The sequence below is a fragment of the Mucilaginibacter sp. NFR10 genome, from assembly GCF_900100445.1.
GTDB lineage: Bacteria > Bacteroidota > Bacteroidia > Sphingobacteriales > Sphingobacteriaceae > Mucilaginibacter > Mucilaginibacter rubeus.
In genome coordinates, this window is sequence record NZ_FMTV01000001.1 from 1,166,764 (window position 1) to 1,188,630 (window position 21,867).

A 21,867-nucleotide genomic window follows, 5' to 3' on the forward strand; every position below is an offset into this window, starting at 1 on the left:
AGAGTTGACTATTATAAAAACAAGCAACATTATTTATTAAAAATAACGTAAAAGTGATGCTGCCTATTGTAACGGACCTATTACATTATAAATTTGCTATATCCTAATTAATAAAACAATGTTAACTCAATTGACTTTAGAACAAAAATTACAGGGCGTAATTTTAGTGATTATTTGCTTTATTGCAGCAGCCAACTACTTAATAAAGTAACGCTTAACAATACGAATAAACACGTTGAGGTGCTTACTACACAGAGTAAGCACCTTTTTTATGCATATGGTTTTACAGGATGTCTTACGGATTACGTGTTTGTCCGTTGCCTTTAACTATCCACTTGTAACTGGTAAGTTCTTCCAGGCCCATAGGACCGCGGGCATGAAGTTTTTGAGTGCTGATGCCAATCTCGGCGCCAAGACCAAATTGGGCGCCATCAGTGAACGCTGTTGATACGTTTGCATAAACAGCTGCAGCATCCACATCATTTAAAAATTTAGCAATGTTTTCTGCATTTTCAGAGATAATGGCTTCACTATGTTTTGAACTGTTTACAGCGATATATTCTAACGCTTCAATAAATGAACTTACCGTTTTAATAGCCATCTTCATCGAAAGAAATTCGGTACCAAAGTGTTCTGGGCTGGCTTTATGCAAAAGGTTGGAAGGATAATTACTTCTTAGTGCTTCAAAGGCCCGTTCATCGGCAAAGATCTCTACTTCTTTTTCCTTTAGGATGTGTGCCAGTTGCGGCAAGTCATTTAAGCGTGCCGAATGGACTATCAAACAATCCAAGGCGTTGCAAACACTTACCCGGCGGGTTTTTGCGTTGGCAATAATTTCAGCACCTCTCTCTACGTTGCCCGATTCATCAAAATAAGTATGCACAATACCGGCACCTGTTTCAATAACCGGTACCTTGCTATTATCCCGCACAAAATCAATCAGCGACTGGCTTCCCCTTGGGATGAGCACATCGATATAACCAATAGCTGTCAATAAGGCGGTAGTGGCTTCACGGTCGGCAGGGAGCAGGGTAACTACATTAACATCAACGCCATGCTTTATCAATACCTTATGGATAACGGAGATAATGGCCCGGTTGGAGAAATCGGCATCACTACCACCTTTTAATACACTGATGTTACCTGTTTTAAAGCAAAGAGCAAAAACATCAAAAGTAACATTGGGGCGGGCTTCATATATAACACCAACAACGCCAAGCGGTACGCGTATCTTTGATATCGATAAGCCATTAGGCATTTCGGTAGCCGAAAGTTGTTTTCCAAGCGGACTATCCAATTTTGCGACGCTTATCATATCGCTTGCAATACCTTTTATCCTATCGGCGGTAAGTTTCAGGCGATCATATTTAGGATCAGCCGGATCCATTCGGTCAAGATCTTTCTGGTTTTCGGCCAGGATATATTCGGTTTGAGCTATCGCCTCGCCAGCAACATCCTCCAAAATTCCGTTGATTACGGAAGGGGCGAGGGAGGCTTTGCGGCTTGCTTCACGTGCTTTATCAAAATAGCTGTTATAATTCATGGTGTTTAGCCTTGTAAGTAAAGATAATCATAATGTACCAGTGCCTTTTGGTTTTTTTGGCCTACACGTTCGCGGGCCTTATCGGCACCATATTCGGCAATGCCTAAACCAATAAGCTTATCGGTATCATCTATCAGTTTAATAATATCGCCTTTTTTAAAGTCGGTTATTACTCCCACTATGCCAACCGGCAATAAGCTGGTTGCCTTGTTTGAGATGAGCGCGGCTTTTGCGCCGGCGTTAATGAGTACACTGCCCGTTGCTGATTTTTCGGAATGGGCAATCCACTTCTTTTTGCCTGATGCTGTTTTATTGGGAATGAAGCGGGTATGTGTAACCTGGTTTTCCAAAACATCGGTTAAAATCTGGTCCCGTTTACCATTGGCGATGTGCACCGAAATACCAAGCTGGGCGGTTTTTTGCGCCATGGTTGACTTCGTGATCATGCCACCTCTGCCAAATTGCGAACGTCCCGATGATACAAAGCTTGAAAAATCGAGTTCATTACCGCTAACCTCGTCTATTACTGCCGAACCTGCTGCTTTGGGATCGCCATTGTAAATACCATCAACGTTGGTGAGGATGATGAGCGCATTAGCGTTTAGCATAGATGCTATAAGGCCTGCCAATTCATCATTATCGGTAAACATAAGCTCGGTTACCGATACCACGTCGTTTTCGTTTACCACAGGGATCACCTCATATTGCAGCAATGCCTCAAGGCAGTTTTTCATATTTAGGTAATGCATCCTGTCCCTGAAATCCTCGCGGGTAACCAAAACCTGCGAACATAATATCTGAAACTGCTCAAACAAATGTGAATAGGTATTGATCAATTTTACCTGCCCAATGGAGGCCAATACCTGCCGGGCCGCAACAGCATCTGATTTTTCGGCAACCGTAATTAGGCTGCGACCGGATGCTACAGCGCCTGATGAAACTAGTATCACTTCAATGCCTTGCTTTTTTATCGCAGCTATCTGGTCAACCAAATGGGTTATTCGCGGAAGGTCGGGGAGCCCGTTTTCCTGGGTGATAACATTTGAGCCGATTTTGATAACGATGCGTTGATAATTGAAAGCCATTAGTGCAGTACAGATTGAGGCTTCAATATTACAAATTTGGGAGAAATTAGGCGTTGTTTATTTTGAAATATCCAGTAAAGTGATGGATTTTATAGTGAAATGATGCGAAAGCCATCAAAAATTTAAAAAACCAAGCAGAAAAGCTTGACAGTTAGTATTAAATTCATATTTTTGTCGACTAATTCTATAGACAATGTATCACTTTAGTGCAATTGCCGCTCTGTCCAAGTTAAAAATGCAGCTCCTAACTGCAATGTGTTGTTGTTGAGCCATAAGCTCCATCAACGATAATACACAACCCAAAATCACAATTTTAATTACCACCACCACAAATTACTTCATGAAAATTTTTACAAACTTAGTTAGAATACTTGTGCTCTTCCTGGTACTATTGCCGGGTATAAGTTATGCACAGCTTAACGGCTCATATATATTGAGCGGAAAAGTGAACGACGATCAGGGTAAGCCGCTGATAGGGGCAACCGTATCTATTAAAGGCACAACCAATAAAACATCAACAGATACTACCGGTAAGTTTTCATTAACTACCAGTGCCAAATTGCCCTATACACTTGTTTTTACCGCGATCGGTTATCAGCCGCAGGAGTTTTACATTAAAAATGCCAATAGTGCCGTAAATATTACGCTTACTACGCAATCATTGTTGGTTAATGAGGTGGTAGTAACGGCATCCCGTAAGGAGGAAAAATTGCTTCGCTCGCCCGTAGCTATCGAAAAATTGAGTATCACGGCGTTAAAACAATCGCCCGGCCCAAGTTTTTATGATGCTTTGGAGAACGTGAAAGGCGTACAGATGACAACCACCAGTATCACCCTCAAAGTGCCTAATACCCGTGGCTTCAACAGTCCCAACAACTTCAGGTTTATGCAACTGGTTGATGGTGTTGATATGCAGTCGGCTACATTAGGTGTACCGCTTGGCAATGCCATTGGGCCGACTGAACTGGATATTGCCAGTGTGGAGATCACCCCGGGCGCTGCTGCTGCCCTTTATGGTACCAACGCTATCAATGGTTTATCAAATCTGTTTACTAAAGATCCATTCAAATACCAGGGCTTAAGCTTTTACCATCGCCAGGGTTTAAACCATGTTGGTAAAGACCGCTTAGGGGCAAGTTCACTTACCGAGGATGCTTTGCGCTATGCCAAAGCTTTTAACGATAAGTTTGCGGTGAAAGTAAACTTTAGCTATATGCAAGGTCAGGACTGGCAATCAGATACCCGTAATGATCAAAACCCAACCAACCTTAAATCAGCTAATCCTGCTTATCCTGAATTAACCGGTACCAGTAACGCTGCTTATGATGGCTGGAACAAATATGGTGATGATGCCCTTGCAGGTAGTAATACCGTATCAATAAAAGGTATCACCGTTGATGGTAAAGCCCGCCCTAATCTTACCGTTGCCCGTACAGGCTACAATGAAGTTGACCTGGTTGACCCACACGTGAAAAACTTAAAATTGGATGGAACTTTATCTTATAAATTATCGCCAAACACCATCTTGTCGTATACTTATCGCTATGGCAGACTTGATGGCGTGTTTCAGCGCGGTAACAAAATCTCGTTACAAGGCGCAACAGTTCAGAATCATAAAATTGAGTTAAAAGGAAAAGATTTCCTGGTTCGTGGTTATGAATCAATAGAAAATACCGGCAACTCATTTAACGTAAAACCGCTTGCTGATAACCTTGATCTTAAACATGCAAGTAACTCGGCCTGGGCCACTCTATATGGTAATGCTTTAAAAGCCTACAATGGCGGTGTGCTTACTTCCGCAAATCTTGCTGCGGCAGAACAAGCTGCACGTGCTGCCGCCGATAAAGGCCGGGTTGAACCAGGCACTCCTGAGTTTGACGCGTTACGCAAAACCATCATTGGTATCAATAACTGGGATATTAAGTCGAGCCTGATCCCCAACGCCCCGGAAACAGGCGGTGCAGCTCTATGGCAAAAAAGCCATATGTACAACGGCGAGGCCCAGTGGGACCTGAGCAGGAAGGTTAAATTTGTTGACCTGTTGGTTGGTGCTGATGTACGTGTGTACAGTATTACACCTGATGGCAATAACTTCGTTGATTTCAGCCGTCCTATTGCAGACAGGAATACCCCATTGGCTGATGGCTCTTTCGGTAAAGACGTTATCTATAAAAAATACGGTGCATTTACCCAGATTACCAAAACCTTTTTTGACGAAAAACTGAAAGTATTCGGCTCTATCCGTTGGGACCGCAATCCATACTTCGATCCTAAGTTTACACCGCGTTTAGCTGCTGTTTACACCGTTAATCAAAACCATAACTTCAGGTTTACATTCCAGAATGGTTATCGTTTCCCTTCATTGTTTGAGGCTTTATCATATGTAAATAACGGTCGCGTAAAACGTGTGGGTAGTTTACCATTCATTAACGAAGGCTTAGGATACCTTGGTAATAGCTATACCCAAACATCTGTAGTGGCATTCAATGCCGCAGTAAACGCTGCAGGCGGCTCAGACCAGGCAGCTTTGGCTAACCGCAACCTGTTAAAAGTAGCGGACCTGCCGCCGGCACGTCCGGAACAAATTACTTCTTTCGAGGTAGGCTATAAAGGTATCGTAGCTGATAACAAAGTGTTCATTGATATTGACGCATATACCAACCGCTATGACGGCTTCCTTGGCCAGGTACAGGTGTTTGTTCCTAACGGTGCTACGGTTGGCTCAGACGCAGCCGTACTGTCAATGCTTGACATTAACCGTGACCCTACAACAGGCACATCAAGTAACGCAGCCAGCCAGGGGCAAAGCAGGTATCGCGTTTATACCAATGCTAAAAACATTTATCATAATTATGGTTCTTCGGCAGGTATCACTTACAATTTCTACCAGCACTATACAGTATCAGGTAACGTGAGCTTCAATAAGCTGAAAGCCCAAACAGCTTCAGATATTTTTGTTACCGGCTTCAATACCCCTGAGTGGTCGGGCAATGTATCATTCGGTAACCGTGAGGTGGTTAAAAACTTCGGCTTCAACGTGGTTTACAAATGGCAGCAGTCATACCTGTGGGAGAGCCCGCTGGTTACAGGTACCGTGCCTTCAATTAAAACAGTTGATGCACAGGTTACTTACCGCGTACCTTCATACTACGCAACATTTAAGTTAGGCGCTACAGATATCTTTAACAAAAGGTATTATCAATATGCTGGTGGTCCAACTATTGGTGGCTTGTACTATGTATCTGTTACGCTTGACGGTTTATTAGCAGGTAACAACACTAACAAGTAATAGCTTTTAAACGTTTTATATAGTTTGTAAGGGGATGGGATGTAAAAACTTCATCCCCTTTTTTACCGTTGATTTTTCTGTGATTACGCTGATCTTTTTGCGGTAGTATACATTGAAGCCAAAAGGAAAATAGTTACCGACGCTAAAAAAACATCAACGAAATCAGCGCAATCACCAAAATCAGCGGTAAAAAAAGGCCAACTGATTTTTCAACCAATTGACCTACGTATAAAAAAAAGCATCTTGAACCTTGATTTGCCTGATTAGAGGATTTTCATGAATTGGTTGATTACTTCAACTTGCATAGTTTTCAAGGCAATCTTTTAATCCTAAAATCAAAGTTTTGCTGTCTCATGCAAACCACATTCTTTTTTGGATTGATCTTCCCACCACCAGCGGCCTGCACGAAAATCTTCACCTTCGGCTACGGCACGGGTACATGGCATACAGCCGATGCTTGGGAAGCCTTTATCATGCAGTGAATTATATGGAATATTGTATTGTTTAATGTAAGCTTTCACTTCGTCAAGCGTCCAGCTAAAAATAGGGTGGAACTTTACCAGTTGGTTTTGTTCGTCCCATTCCAGGTCATGCATGTCGTGGCGGTTAACCGACTGCTCCGCACGGATACCTGTAATCCAGATCTTATTGCCCTTTAAGGCACGCTTAAGCGGTTCTATTTTACGGATCCCGCAGCATTCCTTACGGTTTTCAACCGATTCGTAGAAGCTGTTGGGCCCTTTTTTGCTTACCATTTCTTCCAGCAATTCGTTATTGGGATAGTAAGCATGAATTGGCTTCTGATACCTGTTCATGGTAGCCGCCCAAACTGAATAGGTTTCGCGGAACAGCCTGCCGGTTTCAAGCGTAAATACTTTGATAGGCAGGTTATTGGCAAATATCATATGACTGATCACCTGGTCTTCCCATCCAAAGCTGGTTGAAAATATAACTTCACCAGGAAAAAGCTCTGCCAGTTTAGTCAGGGCTTCAACCGGATTAAGTCCGGTAGTTACACCTTGTATTTGTTGTAATGCGGTGCTCATTTTATATAACCTTAGTAATAAACATTATAATAGAACGGATACTGATGAGGATAACAATTACTGATACCGCCACCATGATAGTTTTCGCAGAGATCTTATTAGAAATCTTAGCTGCGATTGGCGAAGCAAGCGCACTGCCTAAGATAAGCCCTCCGACAGCCTGCCAGTGATCGCTGCTTACCATGGCTATGAAGGTTATTGAGCCCATCATTGCCACAAAAAAACGTGAAAGCTTAACAGTGCCTAACGAAAAACGTGGGCTCCGGCCACCGGCTATCAGGGTTGATAACACGATTGATCCCCAGCCACCGCCGCCAACAGCATCGATAAAACCACCGCCTAAACCCAGCAGCGAAATGCGTTTTACCTTATCGGCCGATTTTTTCTTTTGTGTATTGAATGCCTTCCTGAATATCACTATACCCAATATCAGGGTATAAACCGATACAACAGGTTTGGTATACATACTGTAATGCTCAAGCGAAGATAGGAGATAAGCTCCCGTTACCGCTCCTATTATACCGGGAATAACTAATAACTTAAATAGTTTCCAGTTGATGTTGCCCATGCGATAATGCATCCAACCGGCTATACCGCAACTCATGATCTCGGAAAGATGTACGCCCATGCTGGCCGAGGCCGGAGGGATACCCATAGAAAGAGAGAATGTGGTTGAAGTAACTCCGTATGACATACCAATGGCGCCGTCGATCATTGCAAATACAAACCCGGCACCTAAAAAATAATAAAAGATAGGATCGATGCCAGTTACGAAGTGCTTAAAGTTCGGCTCCTTGAAATAAAGTGCCGTTATACCAATGGCCAGCGATATGATAATGGTTGACCAAATTAGCCAAATGAAATTTTTCCGGTTAACAGGTTTTGGTTCAACCAATACGGAGGTTACGCTATTTAGTTTTTTTACCTTGTCGGCAAAATCGCCTTCAAGGGTATTTCTTAGTTCGCTCATTTGCTGCAAAGTAATGTCGAGTTCAGCAGGGAGGCTTTCATTTAATACTTCTTTTAATCGTTTTGCCACAGTGGGTGATTTTCCATTGGTAGATATGGCTAATTTCAGGTCACCCTTTTGCACTATCGATCCCAGGTAAAAATCACATAATGCAGGCTTATCGGCTACATTGATCAGTAGCTTTCGGTCGTGAGCTGCGCTGCGGACATAGCTGTTAAGCTCACTATCGTTAGTAGCGGCAATAACAATATCTGCATTGTTCAGGTCGTCATCTGTAAATGATTTTTGTACAATACGGATACCGGGATATTGCGATGCAAGCGTATGTACCTCGGGCAAAAACTCGCGCGAAATAACGGTTACCCTCGCGCTGTTGCTGTTATTAAGCACAGCGGTAAGTTTTTCCAAACCAACATTACCGCCGCCTATAAGCACAGTATGCAAGTCATTCAGTTTTAAAAAAACAGGGAAAAGCTGATTGCCTTCCTGTTTCATATCCTGAATATTGGTTAAACTCCTATCCCCGGGCAACAACGTCATAAACTTCTTGTATCAGTTGGAATTTTGGATGAAGCGACACTACCTCGCCTAAAACAATAATTGCGGGCGATGAGATCTTGCTTTCTTCAACAGCATTAACAATTGTATCTACTGTAGCAACAGCTATTTTTTCATCATCTGTCGATCCGCTTTGGATAACGGCTACAGGTAGTTTGTTCCTGCCTTGCAGCTTAAATATTTCAGCGATCTCGGCCAGCTTATGGATCCCCATCAATACAACCACTGTAGCATTTGAGCGTGAAGCATCAATAAGATCGTTAGAGATCTTGCCGTTTGCAGTAGTGCCTGTAACAACCCAGAAACTTTCGCTTAAACCACGATGCGTAACAGGGATCTGCTGTAATTCGGGCACGGCTATCGAGCTTGAGATGCCAGGAATAACTGAAGCCGGTATCTTATGCGCTGCAGCAATAATGAGTTCCTCGTATCCGCGACCGAATACAAATGGATCGCCGCCTTTTAACCTAACCACATGGCCATAGTTTTTGGCATAATCAACCATAAGGTTGTTAATAGCTTCCTGCGAAAAGGTGTGATCGCCTGAACGTTTGCCAACGTAAACTTTTGTTGATGTTTCGGGAGCGTATTCAAGCAGTTCTTCATTAACCAACGCATCGTATAAAACAACATCAGCTGTTTTTAAAGCTTTGATGGCTTTCACGGTTATCAGGTCGGCGTCGCCGGGACCGGCACCCACCAGTGTGATGCGTGGTTCTTTTATATTTTTATTAGTTTCAGTCATTATTGTACAAGCGCCTCTCTCTTATCCTTGCTTCTGCTTAAAAATTCTGTAGCCTGTGCTAAATATGTTGTGGCAAATTCTTGTGACGGCTCATTTTGGTTGAGTTGTAATACCAGATCATTAAAGCTCCCGTTCAATTCAAACTCGCCTTTTTCAACGTATTGTGCATCAAACTCGCGGATCACACCTATTTGTGTACTGCTATTAACACCTTTGTCAAGCAATAGCGCTTTTGCTGAGCTAACAAAGACATTATAAGCATGATAAATAGCGTCAGCCCAGCGGCCATCAGCATAAGCTTCGTTAGCCCAGCCTAATTTTTCTTCCGATTCAAACAGGAGGGTAGCTACCAGGTCGATGATCACACCGGCGCATTCACCTACGCCTATAGCGGTAACAAATGTTTCCTGGTGGCCCCAGTCAATGTATTCGTCATCGGTAAGAGTAGTTAAATCGGCAAGTGGTTTCAGCAAACGGTAAAAATAATCTTTACCCTGCCTGTCGTAATATTCGTGGTAGGTTTCGCCCTCCGGTGAAAACTCTTTATAGTCGTTCAGTAAATACCTTAAAACATCTGTAGCACGTTTGGTTGGCACTTTGATCACCCTTTCGGCAGCGCGGCCAACGCCGTCGCCAACGGTACCGCCGCCTAACATTACCTGTACCGAAGGTAATACTTTGGCACCTGCTTTAAGCGAGCTGCCGTGGAAACCAATGTGGGCTAAGCCGTGCTGACCACAAGAGTTCATACAACCGCTTATTTTGATTTTGATTTCGCGGTTATAAATAAAATCCTCGTATTCGTTATAAATCAGATCTTCCAGTACGCGCGCCATGGTCATGCTGTTGGAGATACCAAGGTTGCAGGTGTCTGTACCCGGGCAGGTGGTAACATCAGCAATGCTATCAAAGCCCGGCGCAGCCAGTTCAAGCTTAGCGAGGCCTTCATATAAAGCAGGCAATGCTTCTTTTTGAACATATTTTAAAAGCAATCCCTGGTTTTGAGTAATGCGGATCTCGTGACCAACCAATGGCTCCAGTGTTTTAACCAGTGCACGGGCAGTATCTGATGAGATATCACCTACAGGCACTTTAATATACACGCCGTAAAAACCTTTTTGCTTTTGCTCAAAAACGTTGGTAGCCAGCCATTGCTCATAGCGCAGCGGGTTGCTGATGGTTACTTCAGGATAGCTATCAGTTGGTGGTAAAGCCGGGGCATCAACAGTATCCCGGTTGATAGGGTATGATTTTACTTTGTTGGCAGTACGCTCGATTTTGGTTAAACGCAATACTTCATCCAGACCTAATTTTTGGATAAGGTATTTCATACGGGCTTTGTTGCGGTTATTGCGTTCGCCGTAACGGTCAAAAACACGGATCACTGATTCGATATAAGGGATCAGCTGATCTTCTGGTAAGAACTCTTCAACAATACTGGCTAAAATTGGCTGTGCACCTAAACCGCCGCCAAGCATGATCTTAAACCCACGTTCGCCATTGGCGTTTATTTTAGGGATAGCACCGATATCATGAATGTATGAAAACGCTGTATCCTCATCGCTTGACGAGAAAGATATTTTAAATTTGCGGCCCATTTCCTGGCATATCGGGTTACGCAGAAAATAATCAAACGTAGCATATGCGTAAGGGGAAACGTCAAATGGTTCTTTTGGGTCGATACCTGCAGTAGGAGAGGCTGTAACATTACGCACGGTATTGCCACATGCTTCGCGCAGGGTGATGTCATCCTGTGCAAGCTTAGCCCAAAGCTGGGGTGTACGGTCAAGACTTACATAGTGGATCTGGATGTCCTGGCGGGTGGTAAGGTGGAGATTACTGCTCCCAAACTCGTCAGAAATCTCGGCAATCTTCAATAGTTGCTTAAAGCTAACTTTACCAAAAGGTAGTTTAATACGTACCATTTGCACGCCTGGCTGACGCTGGCCATAAACACCGCGCGCCAAGCGCAAGCTTCTGAATTTTTCATCATGAATTTTACCTTCACGAAAAGCATGGATCTTTTTTTCAAGATCTATAATATCCTTCTCAACAATAGGGTTCTCCAGTTCCGTTCTGAAGCTCTGCATATTCTATGTATTAATCTTTTATAAAAAAGCCCCTTTGGCTGTGGCTAAAGAGGCATATATGGTTAAATATTACGTTTACAGCCTCGTTTTCTCATTGCACATATAGCAATAAGTCAGCTGGTTAAGACAAGTAATATTAATGCTCTCACGATTCATTTCCCAAATATATATATAGTATACGGAAAAAGTAGCATTTAATTTAAAAAAACTGTGTTATGACAGTTTTATGAAGTTTTAAAATTAAACGCTGATGAGGGTGGTTTCGCGTTTGATGATATCGGCGATGCTGGTTTCGCTTAATATTTTAAGTGTGGCATCTCTTACATCAACAAATACATCCCTTATGCCGCAAGTGCTTTCCTGGTGGCATTCATCGCATTTGTGGTAAAAGTTTAAGCTGGCGCAGGGCACCATGGCAATAGGTCCGTCGGTTATACGCATGATACTTACCAGGAATATTTCTTTGGGATCGCGGTTAAGGCTGTAGCCACCACCTGCTCCTTTTTTGCTGTAAAGAAACCCCGCATTGCGCAGATCAAGCAGTATCTGCTCAAGAAACTTTTTAGGGATTCGTTCAATTTCGGCAATCTTCGAAATTTGCATAGGCGGCTGGTCCATGTTCTTGCCAAGAACCACAAGTGCCTTTATAGCATACTTAGTTTTTTTTGAAAGCATTTTCTAAAATAAAACTCACAAAGGTAAATAAAGATATTCTCTAAATTAACTATTTTTTCGAGTAATATTATAGATTATATAGAAAGGATATTTTATACAGACATTGTTATATAAAAGTTACAACTGATGCCTGTCTGAATGACCGAGGCTTTTACCCGGGTTAACTTTATCACGAACGGCCTGTTTTAACTCTTTGATTTCTGGGAAATGGCCATCAAGCTTGCGGTCAAACAGCGTTTCTTCATCAATGCTTATCGTATATCTGCCGCTCACTTCGCTTGGTTTTAAGGTAACCCCATTTAGGTCATCGGTAAAGGTTGTAAGCAGTTCCTGGGCCATATAAGCGGCACGCATCATCCAGTTGCATTTTGGGCAATATTCAATAATTATAGTTGGTTTCATGCTGTTGTGATTGGTTGCTTTGCTACAATAAATCTATCCTCAGTATGGGTACTTAAAACCTTAAGTTCGTCACCCACAGAAATTATGCCTGTATTTTCATGTACCAGGTTTTGTCCAAACATGATCTTATTGTTTTTCATACGGTAAGAAGCCAGGGTTTTTAGAGGCTCCTTAGCTTTCAGGGCTGTTTGCTGATCGATGGTGGTTAACACACAACGTGCGCAAAGTTTTGCCCCGTAGAAGGTTATCCCTGCTATTGTTATCTGGTTCATCAGGTCCTCGCTATAAGCATCACCGCCGGTAAAAACTATATTGGGACGAAAGCGGTTCATTGGCAAAGGCAATGGCATTCGTTTGTTAAGGTCATTAAGCGAAGCCTGCCCAATAAGCAGGAAAGGATAGGCATCTGCAAATGAAGTGATCATGCCGGGTTTGGCGTAGCGCTGGTCAACTTCGCGTTCACTGTCATCGGGCATGTAAACGAGGCGGCATTTCATATTGAGTGCTTCGCTGAACCACTGGTCAAATCCATTATTTATGTATTGTCCCATGCAGGTGTCGTCCCATACAGTAAATTGTTGTAAGGGGTTTCTTTCGCCATTAAATGGAATTAATAATGACCCGCCCGAATGATGATGTACAGCTACACCATCAGTTTCTACTGTCGTTTTGATCAGTGCCATTTGCGGAAACTCCCGTTGGGTTATAAAGTGCCCGTGTTCATTAACCAGCATCCAACGCCTGTCGTGTTGTAAACCGCGACGGGTAACCTCCGCATTTTGTACCGCAACGCCGCCCAATGATTTAATAGGGTAGATGTATAATTCGCTTACTTGTAGCATGGGGTAAAAATAAATAAAAGAACCATGGTTTTCAGGATTAGAGGATTTCATGATGGCTGAATAAAACTTATTATCAAGGTAATCCATCAATCCCATAAATCGTGGTTCACACTTTTCTTCACAATCGATTGCTATATCGATTTTTAATTAATATAATTGTTTTATCCAATCTCAAAACCAATTTATAAACTATGCCATTAAGTAATATAAACGGCAAGGCTAAGGCTAATAATACCTATGATGCCATTGTAATAGGGTCAGGCATCAGCGGTGGCTGGGCAGCAAAAGAGTTATCCGAACTTGGCTTGAAAACCATTATGCTTGAACGGGGCCGAAACTTTGAGCACATTAAAGATTATAAAACTGCTAGTCAGGACCCCTGGGACCGACATCATGCCGGAAAGCCAACGCAAGCCCAACGTAAACAACGCCCCGTAATTTCACGTAATTGGGGAGCTTCCGAACCTATTATGGATTACTGGACCGACGAGCAAGCCGCTCCGTATACCGAGATCAAACCCTTTAACTGGTGGCGTTCATATCAGCTTGGCGGTCGCTCCATTTTATGGGGAAGGCAAAGCTATCGCTGGAGCGATTTTGATTTTGAAGCAAATGCTAAGGACGGCTGGGCTATTGATTGGCCTATCCGCTATAAAGATCTTGCACCCTGGTATGATCATGTAGAGAAATTTGCAGGTATAAGCGGCTCATTGGAAGGCTTACCACAACTGCCCGACGGTCATTATTTGCCCCCGATGGATATGAATTGGGTGGAAAAAGATGTAGCTGCCCGCATCAAGAAAAATTACAACGGCACCAGGCATATGATCATTGGTCGCTCGGCCAATTTAACTGCTGCTATTCCGGGACGTACGGCTTGCCAGTTCAGGAACAGGTGCTGGGAGGGTTGCCCTTTTGGCGGATACTTCAGCACGCAATCGTCAACATTGCCAGCGGCTTTGGCTACAGGCAATCTAACCGTGAGGCCATATTCTATCGTCACTAAAATATTGTATGATAAAGATACTAAAAAGGCCAGAGGGGTGGAAGTGCTTGATGCCGAAACCAACCAAACTTATGAGTATTATTCAAAGATCGTTTTTGTAAACGCCTCTGCTTTGAACAGCGCCTGGGTATTGATGAATTCGGCTACCGAAATTTGGCCTGATGGTTTGGGCAGCAGCAGCGGAGAGTTAGGCCATAACATTATGGATCATCATTACAATCTCGGCGCAAGCGGATTGGTTGAAGGTTTTGAAGATAAATATTATTACGGTCGCCGGGCCAACGGTATTTATGTTGTGCGTTTTGCCAACCTGTTTGGTGATAAACGCGATTACCTGCGTGGTTTCGGTTACCAGGGCGCGGCAAGCCGTATGGGATGGAGCCGTGAGATTGCTGAATTGAACATTGGAGCCGACTATAAAGACGCACTTACAGAGCCAGGTCCGTGGACTATAGGCTTAAGCGGTTTTGGTGAATTGCTGCCTTATCACGAAAATAAAATTACCCTTGATAAAACCCGCAAGGACAAATGGGGGTTGCCTATTTTAGCGATGGATGCTGAGATCAAAGAAAACGAAAAGAAAATGCGCTTTGATATTGTAAGAGAAGCCAAAGCGATGCTTGAAAGTGCTGGTGTAAAAAACATTGAAACCCACGACCGCGGCCACAACGTTGGCGATGGAATTCACGAAATGGGTACTGCAAGGATGGGACGCGACCCCAAAACATCAGTATTGAATGGCAACAACCAGGTATGGGACGCCAAAAACGTCTTTGCTACCGATGGCGCAGCTATGACCTCATCAGCGTGTCAAAACCCATCATTAACGTACATGGCAATGACGGCCCGCGCCGCTCATTTTGCTGTAGATGAATTGAAGAAGGGAAATTTATAATTTATCCAATACGTCATCCCGAATTTATTTCGGGATCCCACATGCTAAGTATGCGCCATACTTGTCGGCTATCTGGCATGTGGGGTGCTGAAACAAGTTCAGCATGACGTTCATTTTTAATCTGATAACCAATAATAATCAACTATGAAAAAACTATTAACCATTTGCCTTTTAATAGGCGCACTAATAAGCCAGGTACTTGCTAAAGATAAGGTACTGATATTTTGTAAAACCGCAGGGTTTCATCATAATTCCATAGCGGTAGGTGTGCCTGCAATAATTAAACTCGGGCAGGAGAATAATTTTGATGTAGACAGCACCACCAATGCCGCAAAGTTTACTACCGATAATTTAAAACAATATAAGGCGGTAATATTTTTAAACACCACCGGCGATGTTTTAAATGATGCCCAACAAACTGCATTTGAGCAATATATTAAGGCCGGCGGCGGTTTTGTTGGTGTTCATTCCGCAACAGACACCGAGTATGAGTGGCCATGGTATGGTAAACTGGTAGGGGCTTATTTTAAAAGTCATCCAAAACAACAGGAAGCAACATTACATGTGGTCGACCGTAATTTTATTGCCACTAAACATCTGCCCGAAACCTGGAAGCGATGGGACGAATGGTATAACTATAAATGGATAGGCGATGATCTGCACGTACTGATTAAAATTGATGAGAATAGTTACACCGGCGGCGAAAATGGTGACAATCACCCAATGGCATGGTATCATAACTTCGATGGCGGCAGGGCTTTTTATACCGAATTAGGTCATACTGATGAATCATATGCTGATCCATTATATTTGAACCATCTGTTAGGTGGTATCAAATATGCAATGGGTTGGAAATGAACCATGATTTTAGGATTTAAGGATTTCTTGATCCTATTATATTATAAAAAGAGAAGGCCTGCGAATTCGCGGGCCTTCTCTTTTGTACTATCATGGCAATCCCCAAATTATGGTTCCTAGGCATGTTGTATCGCTTCAACGAGTGCCTTATTGTGCTTATATCTGAATACGAAAGGGAAAACAATTGCAATTACAAGAGCATACCCGGCAAACGTAAGCCAGATCCCATGCCAATCTTTACCACCGCCCGGCAGCAAAAAGAAATGATCGATAATAAGGCCGCTTGCGATGCTTCCGAAGAATGCCCCGAAACCGTTTACCATCATCATAAACAGGCCTTGTGCACTTGCCCTGATATCAGGAGTAGCCTGTGTTTCAACAAACAGCGAGCCCGATATATTGAAGAAGTCGAAAGCCATGCCGTAAACGATGCATGATAAAACAATCATCCATAAACCACCTGCCGGATCGCCAAAGGCAAAAAGGCCAAAACGCAGCACCCAGGCCAGCATGCTGAACAGCATTACATACTTAATACCAAACTTACGCAGGAAGAATGGGATCAGTAAAATGAAAAACGTTTCAGAAAACTGGGAGATGGACATGATAATGGCCGGATATTTTACGCCGACCGAATCTTTATAAATGGCTATATTTTTAAAGTCTTGTATAAAGGTATCACCGTACGCATTGGTAAGTTGCAGTGCTGCGCCCAAAAGCATCGAAAATGCAAAGAAAATAGCAAACTTTGGATCTTTGAATAGTTTAAAGGCATTTAGCCCCAATGAATCAACAAACGATTTGTTATTTGCTTTGGCTGAAAGTGGCGGGCATTTAGGAAGACTAAAAGAATAAATGCCAAGTGCAAGAGCTACGGCCGATGCAATATAAAACTGGTTGGGAGAGGTTTCGTTATGTGTGAGGCTCACTGTCCATAATGCGGCTATAAACCCGATAGTTCCCCAAATCCTGATAGGGGGATAATCTTTAACTACATCTTTGTTGTTACTTTTTAACGCCGAATATGCCACTGTTATTGATAATGAAAGGGTTGGCATATAAAAGATCATGTTGATCAGCATTACCCAGAAAAAGGCGGAAGGACTGGTAATTAAAGGCAAGGTAAATAAGGATGCCGCCCCTAAAATATGGATGATACCGTAAAGCTTTTCAGCATTGATAAACCTATCGGCTATGATACCGGTAAGGGCAGGCATAAATATTGCCGAAATACCCATGGTACTGAAGATTGCCCCAAATTGTGCGCCCGACCAATGTTTATCCTGGAACCAGTATGCACCTATTGTAAGCAACCAGGCACCCCAGATAAAAAATTGCATAAAATTCATCAGTATTAAGCGGAACTTAATATTCATACGGTACCTTGTTTAAATAATTTTAGTCAGTGTTAAATTAAAGCGGAAAGTAGTGAAATAAATGTAAATCAGAAAGCTACCCTTGAAGAAATTACGCTTATAAAACAGAAACCCATCAAGGGCTTCTGTTGTCATCTATGAAGAATACTAAATATTAAAATTAAAAAATCCGAAATCTCAAATCCGATTTCCGAAATCACTAAGACGCTTTACGTTTATTTAGTTCGTCGCGGATCTTTGCCGCTTTTTCGTATGATTCTTCGGCGAGGGCTTCCTGAAGTTTGGTTTTGAGCTCTTCAGTACTGATAGAAGCATAGCCACTTACGGATGCACTAACCGATTTCTCCTCTGGGGCTTCGTTGATATTTTCCAGATAAACAAAGTCGTTGCCTTCTATAACAATGCCTGCAGTTGAAAGGATAAATTCATAAGTGAAGATAGGGCAGTCAAAACGCACCGCTACAGCAATGGCATCAGAGGTGCGGGCATCTATCTCTACAGAGCGTTTTCCATCACTACAAACCAGCTTAGCATAAAAAATACCATCAACCAGGTTGTAGATAATTACTTCCTGTACTTCAATTTGATAAGCCTGGGCGAAGCTTTTGAACAGGTCGTGCGTAAGCGGGCGGCTTGGGGTCATTTTTTCTATTTCGATAGCGATAGCCTGAGCTTCAAAGCTTCCGATGATAATAGGCAAGCGACGACGGCCGCTAACCTCGCCTAAAACAAGTGCATAGGCGCCCGATTGAGTTTGACTGTATGATAAGCCGACAATATCAAGCTTTATTTTTTTCATGTTATTCCCCATCACACCTGTATTTATGCTGAAGCTTTATATTCTTTAACGGCTGCTATTAATTTAGGGAGTACTTCAAACGCGTCGCCCACAATTCCGTAATCTGCCACCTTAAAAAACGGTGCTTCCGGATCTTTGTTTATGACCACAATAACTTTTGATGAACTTACCCCGGCCAGGTGTTGAATTGCACCTGAAATACCGACTGCAATATACAAATTTGGACTGACAGCTATACCGGTTTGTCCAACGTGTTCGCTATGCGGCCTCCAGCCAGCATCTGATACAGGTTTTGAACATGCAGTAGCTGCGCCTAAAAGTTCGGCAAGTTCTTCTATCATGCCCCAGTTTTCGGGGCCTTTTAAACCGCGACCGCCCGAAACAACGATTTCAGCATCAGGCAATGAAACTTTATCCGTTGAACGAACGATTTCTTTAATCATCGCCTTAAAGTCTGAAGCTTTAGTTTCAACACTAAAGTCCTCAACCTGGGCAGTACTGCCAGTTTCAACAACTTTATAAGAGTTGGGTACAAGCGCAATAACTTTTATGGCGGAGGTAAGCTCGACAGTTGCGAAAGCTTTACCTGAAAATGCTGTCTTTTTTACTTTAAACGAGCCGCCTGTCTGTTCAGGTAAAGCAACCGCTCCGTCGGCAACACCGGCTTCCAGTTTAACACCTATCCGGGGCGCTAAACCACGACCCGAAAATGTGTTTGATAGTACCACAACAGCCGAACCTTCTTTTTTGGCCGCCTCGGCTATGACAGAGGCGTAGGCCTGGTTTACAAATTCCTTCAATTTATCTCCTGATACATTAAGCACTTTATCTACACCGTATTTACTTAATAAAGCTAATTCGGTGGCGTCAACGTTGCCTATTGAAACAGCAGTAAGGGAAGTATTATTTTGATCGGCAATGGCGCGGGCATAAGAAACGGCTTCAAAAACTGATTTCTTGAATTTGCCCCCGGTATTTTCCGCATATATTAAAACTGACATATTTATCTGTTAATGATTTAGATCATAATTTATATAACACGCGCTTCGGTATGCAGCAGCTCAACCAGTTTAGCAGTATCATCAGCAGGTATAAGCTTCACCTGGCCGCGTGGAGCAGGTGTTTCATAACTAATGATCTCCGAAAATGTTTTTATCTCAACCGGTTCAACAACTGTAAGTGGCTTGGTTCGGGCAGACATAATGCCGCGCATATTGGGTATTTTGGGTTCGGCCACACCTTCGGCCGTACCGGCTACAAAAGGATAGGGAATAGTTAAAACCTCTTTACCACCTTCAATCTCACGCTCAACGGTTGCCTCTGTGTCAGCGGCATCTAATTTTTTAATGATGGATACCGATGGCAGATCAAGCAGTTCGCCAAGCATACCAGCAACTTTTGATCCATTATAATCAATAGATTCACGACCTGTCAGGATCAGATCAAAAGGATTTGATTTTACATATTGCGCAATCTGATATGCTACATACCAGGCATCGTGCGGTTTAGCGTTTATTCGTATCGCATCGGTAGCGCCAATGGCCAGGGCTTTACGTATAGTGGCTTCTGTATTTGCTTCCCCAACATTTATTACAGTTACTGTACCTTTACCGCCGTCTGTTAGTTCAATGGCGCGGGCAAGTGCAATTTCATCATAAGGGTTAAGTATAAACTGAACGCCGTTTGTATTAAATTGCGTGTTATTATCAGTAAAAGTTATTTTTGTGGTGGTATCAGGAACATTACTTATACATACCAGAATCTTCATATCAATAGGTTTTTGCAAATTTAGTTAAAAAAGATAGAGTTTAAAATGGAGTTAAGCAGATTGAATAAGCTGTTGGAATTTATAAAAAATGAACCGGATGATGAGTTTCTGAAATATGCCCTGGCAACAGAATATCTGCGTTTGAATGAGACAGATAAGGCTCTTGCTTATTATGAAGACCTGGTAAATAACCACCCCGGCTATACAGGTACCTATTATCATTTGGGTAAGCTTTATGAAGCGCTAAACCGAAAGGATGACGCCATTAAAACTTATGAAGCCGGTATGAAAGTGACAAAAGAAAAGCGCGATAACCATGCTTTTTCTGAATTGCAGGCAGTATATAGGCAGGCAATGGGTTTTGAAGAAGACGATGACGATTATTAGTAGTTCATAGTTAATGGTTAATAGTTCATGGTAGCTCCGCAGTATTGGCTCGTCCATTTTTCGTGAACATATCTAATGATCTGCCTGCTATGAACCATGATCTATGAACTATCTGCAAAAAACTATCTGCGAATATACAAATGAAGAAACGGCAACTATTATTTCTGCGGGATGTGCTAATTTATACTTTTACCGCTTTTGGCGGACCGCAGGCCCACATTGCTGTTTTGCTGCGCGAATTTGTTGAAAAACGAAAATATATTACCGAAGATGAGTTGATGGAGCTTAACGCCTTATCGCAGGTATTGCCCGGCCCTTCGTCAACCCAAACACTGGTTGGGATAGCCTGGAAAGTGGGTGGACTTAGGCTGGCTATTATTACATTTTTAATTTGGATCCTACCCTCGGCTACTATTATGTGTATGGCGGCTATCAGTTACAGTATGGTTGCTAATAAGGCCAAATTTGCTCATGTAATCAGTTATGTACAGCCTATAGCGGTAGGCATAGTTGCTTATGCCACTTATACATTTGCCAATAAATTTTTGAAGACCAGGGTCAGCACCATGCTGGCTATTGGTTCACTGATTGTGACACTCATCCTTCAAAATGCTTATGCCTTTCCGATACTCATATTGCTTGGCGGCATTATATCGTCGGCCATGGAAACCCAGCAGCATGAAAACGAATTGAGGGTAAAACTATATTCAAATGTAAATCCTAATAAAGTAGCATACTTTATAGGGATTCTGCTTTTTTTCGCTGCTTTAGGTGCGGTTGTAAATCAAACGTCCCCATTAAGTTTACCAATCCGTTTATTTGAAAACTTTTACCGCAACGGCATCCTTATTTTTGGAGGGGGACAAGTGCTGGTACCACTCATGTATACCGAATTTGTTGAGGTTAAGCATTACTTAAGCCGGTCGGAGTTTTTGTCGGGATATGCTTTGCAGCAGGCTTTGCCGGGGCCTACATTTTCATTTACTTCGTTTTTGGGCGGCATAACGCTTGGCAACAAAGGAAACAGCATTTGGGGGCAGGTAATTGGGAGCCTGGTTGCTGTTATTGGCATCAATACACCAGGCCTTATCCTGATCCTCTTTATTGTGCCGTTTTGGGAGGATCTGAAGAAGATTACACGTATAAAAAACTCACTGAGCGGTATAAATGCAGTAGCTGTAGGTTTTATGGCTACTGCGCTGATTTTACTGGTAAGGCCTTTTGGCTTAAATTGGACAGCCTATGCCTTAATGATCGGTACGTTCCTGGTGCTGCATTTTACCAAAATAAAAACACCGATAGTGATCATTATCGGCGTGGTTTTAGGAATAATATTTTAGCCTCCTGGCCCCCTAAAGGGGAGGTTAGGGAACCCTGGGATTACTTTTAACGGCATCATATTCCACAATCAGCAATTGAGAATTACCTTTAATCCTTTCTCCAACTGTTTTATCAATTTTGGTTTATCAGCTACAAAATGCAGTGAATTTGCCATAAGCACCCCATTCAGCAACCTAACGCCGATCTGCTCAT

General features: G+C 42.7%; 18 protein-coding genes. 5 read left to right on the forward strand and 13 right to left on the reverse strand.

The genetic code is table 11. The annotated features are described in order from the left end of the window. Positions 1-295 precede the first annotated feature (295 nt). Both BLP33_RS04810 and proB read right to left on the reverse strand, forming a co-directional pair. Positions 296-1,543: a glutamate-5-semialdehyde dehydrogenase gene (locus BLP33_RS04810; RefSeq protein WP_090525393.1), complete on the reverse strand. Its 1,248-nt coding sequence runs from the start codon at positions 1,541-1,543 to the stop codon at positions 296-298. Between the two features lie 5 nt (positions 1,544-1,548). After that, complete coding sequence (gene proB, locus BLP33_RS04815; RefSeq protein ID WP_090525396.1) at positions 1,549-2,628, reverse strand: glutamate 5-kinase; 1,080 nt, start codon at positions 2,626-2,628, stop codon at positions 1,549-1,551. Between the two features lie 340 nt (positions 2,629-2,968). Between proB and BLP33_RS04820 the strand changes: the two genes are divergently transcribed. Continuing rightward, positions 2,969-5,917: a TonB-dependent receptor gene (locus BLP33_RS04820; RefSeq protein ID WP_090525398.1), complete on the forward strand. Its 2,949-nt coding sequence runs from the start codon at positions 2,969-2,971 to the stop codon at positions 5,915-5,917. Between the two features lie 335 nt (positions 5,918-6,252). Here BLP33_RS04820 and BLP33_RS04825 read toward each other — a convergent pair whose 3' ends face one another. From BLP33_RS04825 to BLP33_RS04855, 7 genes are all read right to left on the reverse strand, one after another. Next, positions 6,253-6,963 carry a phosphoadenylyl-sulfate reductase gene (locus tag BLP33_RS04825; RefSeq protein ID WP_090525400.1) on the reverse strand — a complete coding sequence of 237 codons (711 nt, stop codon included), beginning with the start codon at positions 6,961-6,963 and terminating at the stop codon, positions 6,253-6,255. 1 nt (position 6,964) lies between these two features. Next, on the reverse strand, positions 6,965-8,428 hold the full coding sequence (locus tag BLP33_RS04830; protein WP_229701494.1) for a TSUP family transporter: 1,464 nt from the start codon (positions 8,426-8,428) through the stop codon (positions 6,965-6,967). Positions 8,429-8,450: 22 nt separating this feature from the next. Then, positions 8,451-9,236, reverse strand: coding sequence for a uroporphyrinogen-III C-methyltransferase (gene cobA, locus BLP33_RS04835; protein WP_090525404.1), 786 nt, complete (start codon positions 9,234-9,236; stop codon positions 8,451-8,453). Further along, positions 9,236-11,326, reverse strand: a complete 2,091-nt coding sequence (locus tag BLP33_RS04840; RefSeq protein ID WP_090525406.1) for a HEPN domain-containing protein — start codon at positions 11,324-11,326, stop codon at positions 9,236-9,238. Before BLP33_RS04840 ends, cobA begins: the two co-directional genes overlap by 1 nt. A 240-nt stretch (positions 11,327-11,566) precedes the next feature. Then, positions 11,567-12,001, reverse strand: coding sequence for an RrF2 family transcriptional regulator (locus BLP33_RS04845; RefSeq protein ID WP_090525408.1), 435 nt, complete (start codon positions 11,999-12,001; stop codon positions 11,567-11,569). A gap of 117 nt (positions 12,002-12,118) precedes the next feature. Beyond that, complete coding sequence (locus BLP33_RS04850) at positions 12,119-12,403, reverse strand: Rdx family protein (protein ID WP_090525410.1); 285 nt, start codon at positions 12,401-12,403, stop codon at positions 12,119-12,121. Further along, positions 12,400-13,245, reverse strand: a complete 846-nt coding sequence (locus BLP33_RS04855; protein ID WP_090526211.1) for an MOSC domain-containing protein — start codon at positions 13,243-13,245, stop codon at positions 12,400-12,402. Before BLP33_RS04855 ends, BLP33_RS04850 begins: the two co-directional genes overlap by 4 nt. 191 nt (positions 13,246-13,436) lie before the next feature. Here BLP33_RS04855 and BLP33_RS04860 point away from each other — a divergent pair, with 191 nt between their 5' ends. Together BLP33_RS04860 and BLP33_RS04865 are read left to right on the forward strand one after the other, a co-directional pair. Continuing rightward, entirely contained in the window at positions 13,437-15,146 is a 1,710-nt protein-coding gene (locus BLP33_RS04860) for a GMC oxidoreductase (RefSeq protein ID WP_090525412.1), read from the forward strand. A 144-nt stretch (positions 15,147-15,290) separates the two neighbouring features. Continuing rightward, complete coding sequence (locus BLP33_RS04865) at positions 15,291-16,004, forward strand: ThuA domain-containing protein (protein ID WP_090525414.1); 714 nt, start codon at positions 15,291-15,293, stop codon at positions 16,002-16,004. 116 nt (positions 16,005-16,120) lie between these two features. Here BLP33_RS04865 and BLP33_RS04870 read toward each other — a convergent pair whose 3' ends face one another. The 4 genes from BLP33_RS04870 to BLP33_RS04885 all read right to left on the reverse strand — a co-directional run bounded on the left by BLP33_RS04870 (position 16,121) and on the right by BLP33_RS04885 (position 19,947). Beyond that, on the reverse strand, positions 16,121-17,380 hold the full coding sequence (locus BLP33_RS04870) for a nucleoside permease (RefSeq protein ID WP_090525416.1): 1,260 nt from the start codon (positions 17,378-17,380) through the stop codon (positions 16,121-16,123). Between the two features lie 199 nt (positions 17,381-17,579). Then, positions 17,580-18,179 carry a bifunctional nuclease family protein gene (locus BLP33_RS04875; protein WP_090526212.1) on the reverse strand — a complete coding sequence of 200 codons (600 nt, stop codon included), beginning with the start codon at positions 18,177-18,179 and terminating at the stop codon, positions 17,580-17,582. A gap of 23 nt (positions 18,180-18,202) precedes the next feature. Further along, positions 18,203-19,180: an electron transfer flavoprotein subunit alpha/FixB family protein gene (locus BLP33_RS04880; RefSeq protein ID WP_090525418.1), complete on the reverse strand. Its 978-nt coding sequence runs from the start codon at positions 19,178-19,180 to the stop codon at positions 18,203-18,205. 29 nt (positions 19,181-19,209) lie between these two features. Continuing rightward, on the reverse strand, positions 19,210-19,947 hold the full coding sequence (locus BLP33_RS04885) for an electron transfer flavoprotein subunit beta/FixA family protein (protein ID WP_090525420.1): 738 nt from the start codon (positions 19,945-19,947) through the stop codon (positions 19,210-19,212). A gap of 45 nt (positions 19,948-19,992) precedes the next feature. Between BLP33_RS04885 and BLP33_RS04890 the strand changes: the two genes are divergently transcribed. Both BLP33_RS04890 and chrA read left to right on the forward strand, forming a co-directional pair. Then, the gene (locus BLP33_RS04890; protein ID WP_090525421.1) at positions 19,993-20,334 is read left to right on the forward strand and encodes a tetratricopeptide repeat protein; all 342 of its coding nucleotides are present in this window, start codon (positions 19,993-19,995) and stop codon (positions 20,332-20,334) included. A 140-nt stretch (positions 20,335-20,474) separates the two neighbouring features. Next, positions 20,475-21,674 (forward strand): chromate efflux transporter, encoded by a 1,200-nt coding sequence (chrA, locus tag BLP33_RS04895; protein WP_090525423.1) that lies wholly within the window; start codon positions 20,475-20,477, stop codon positions 21,672-21,674. Positions 21,675-21,867 lie beyond the last annotated feature (193 nt).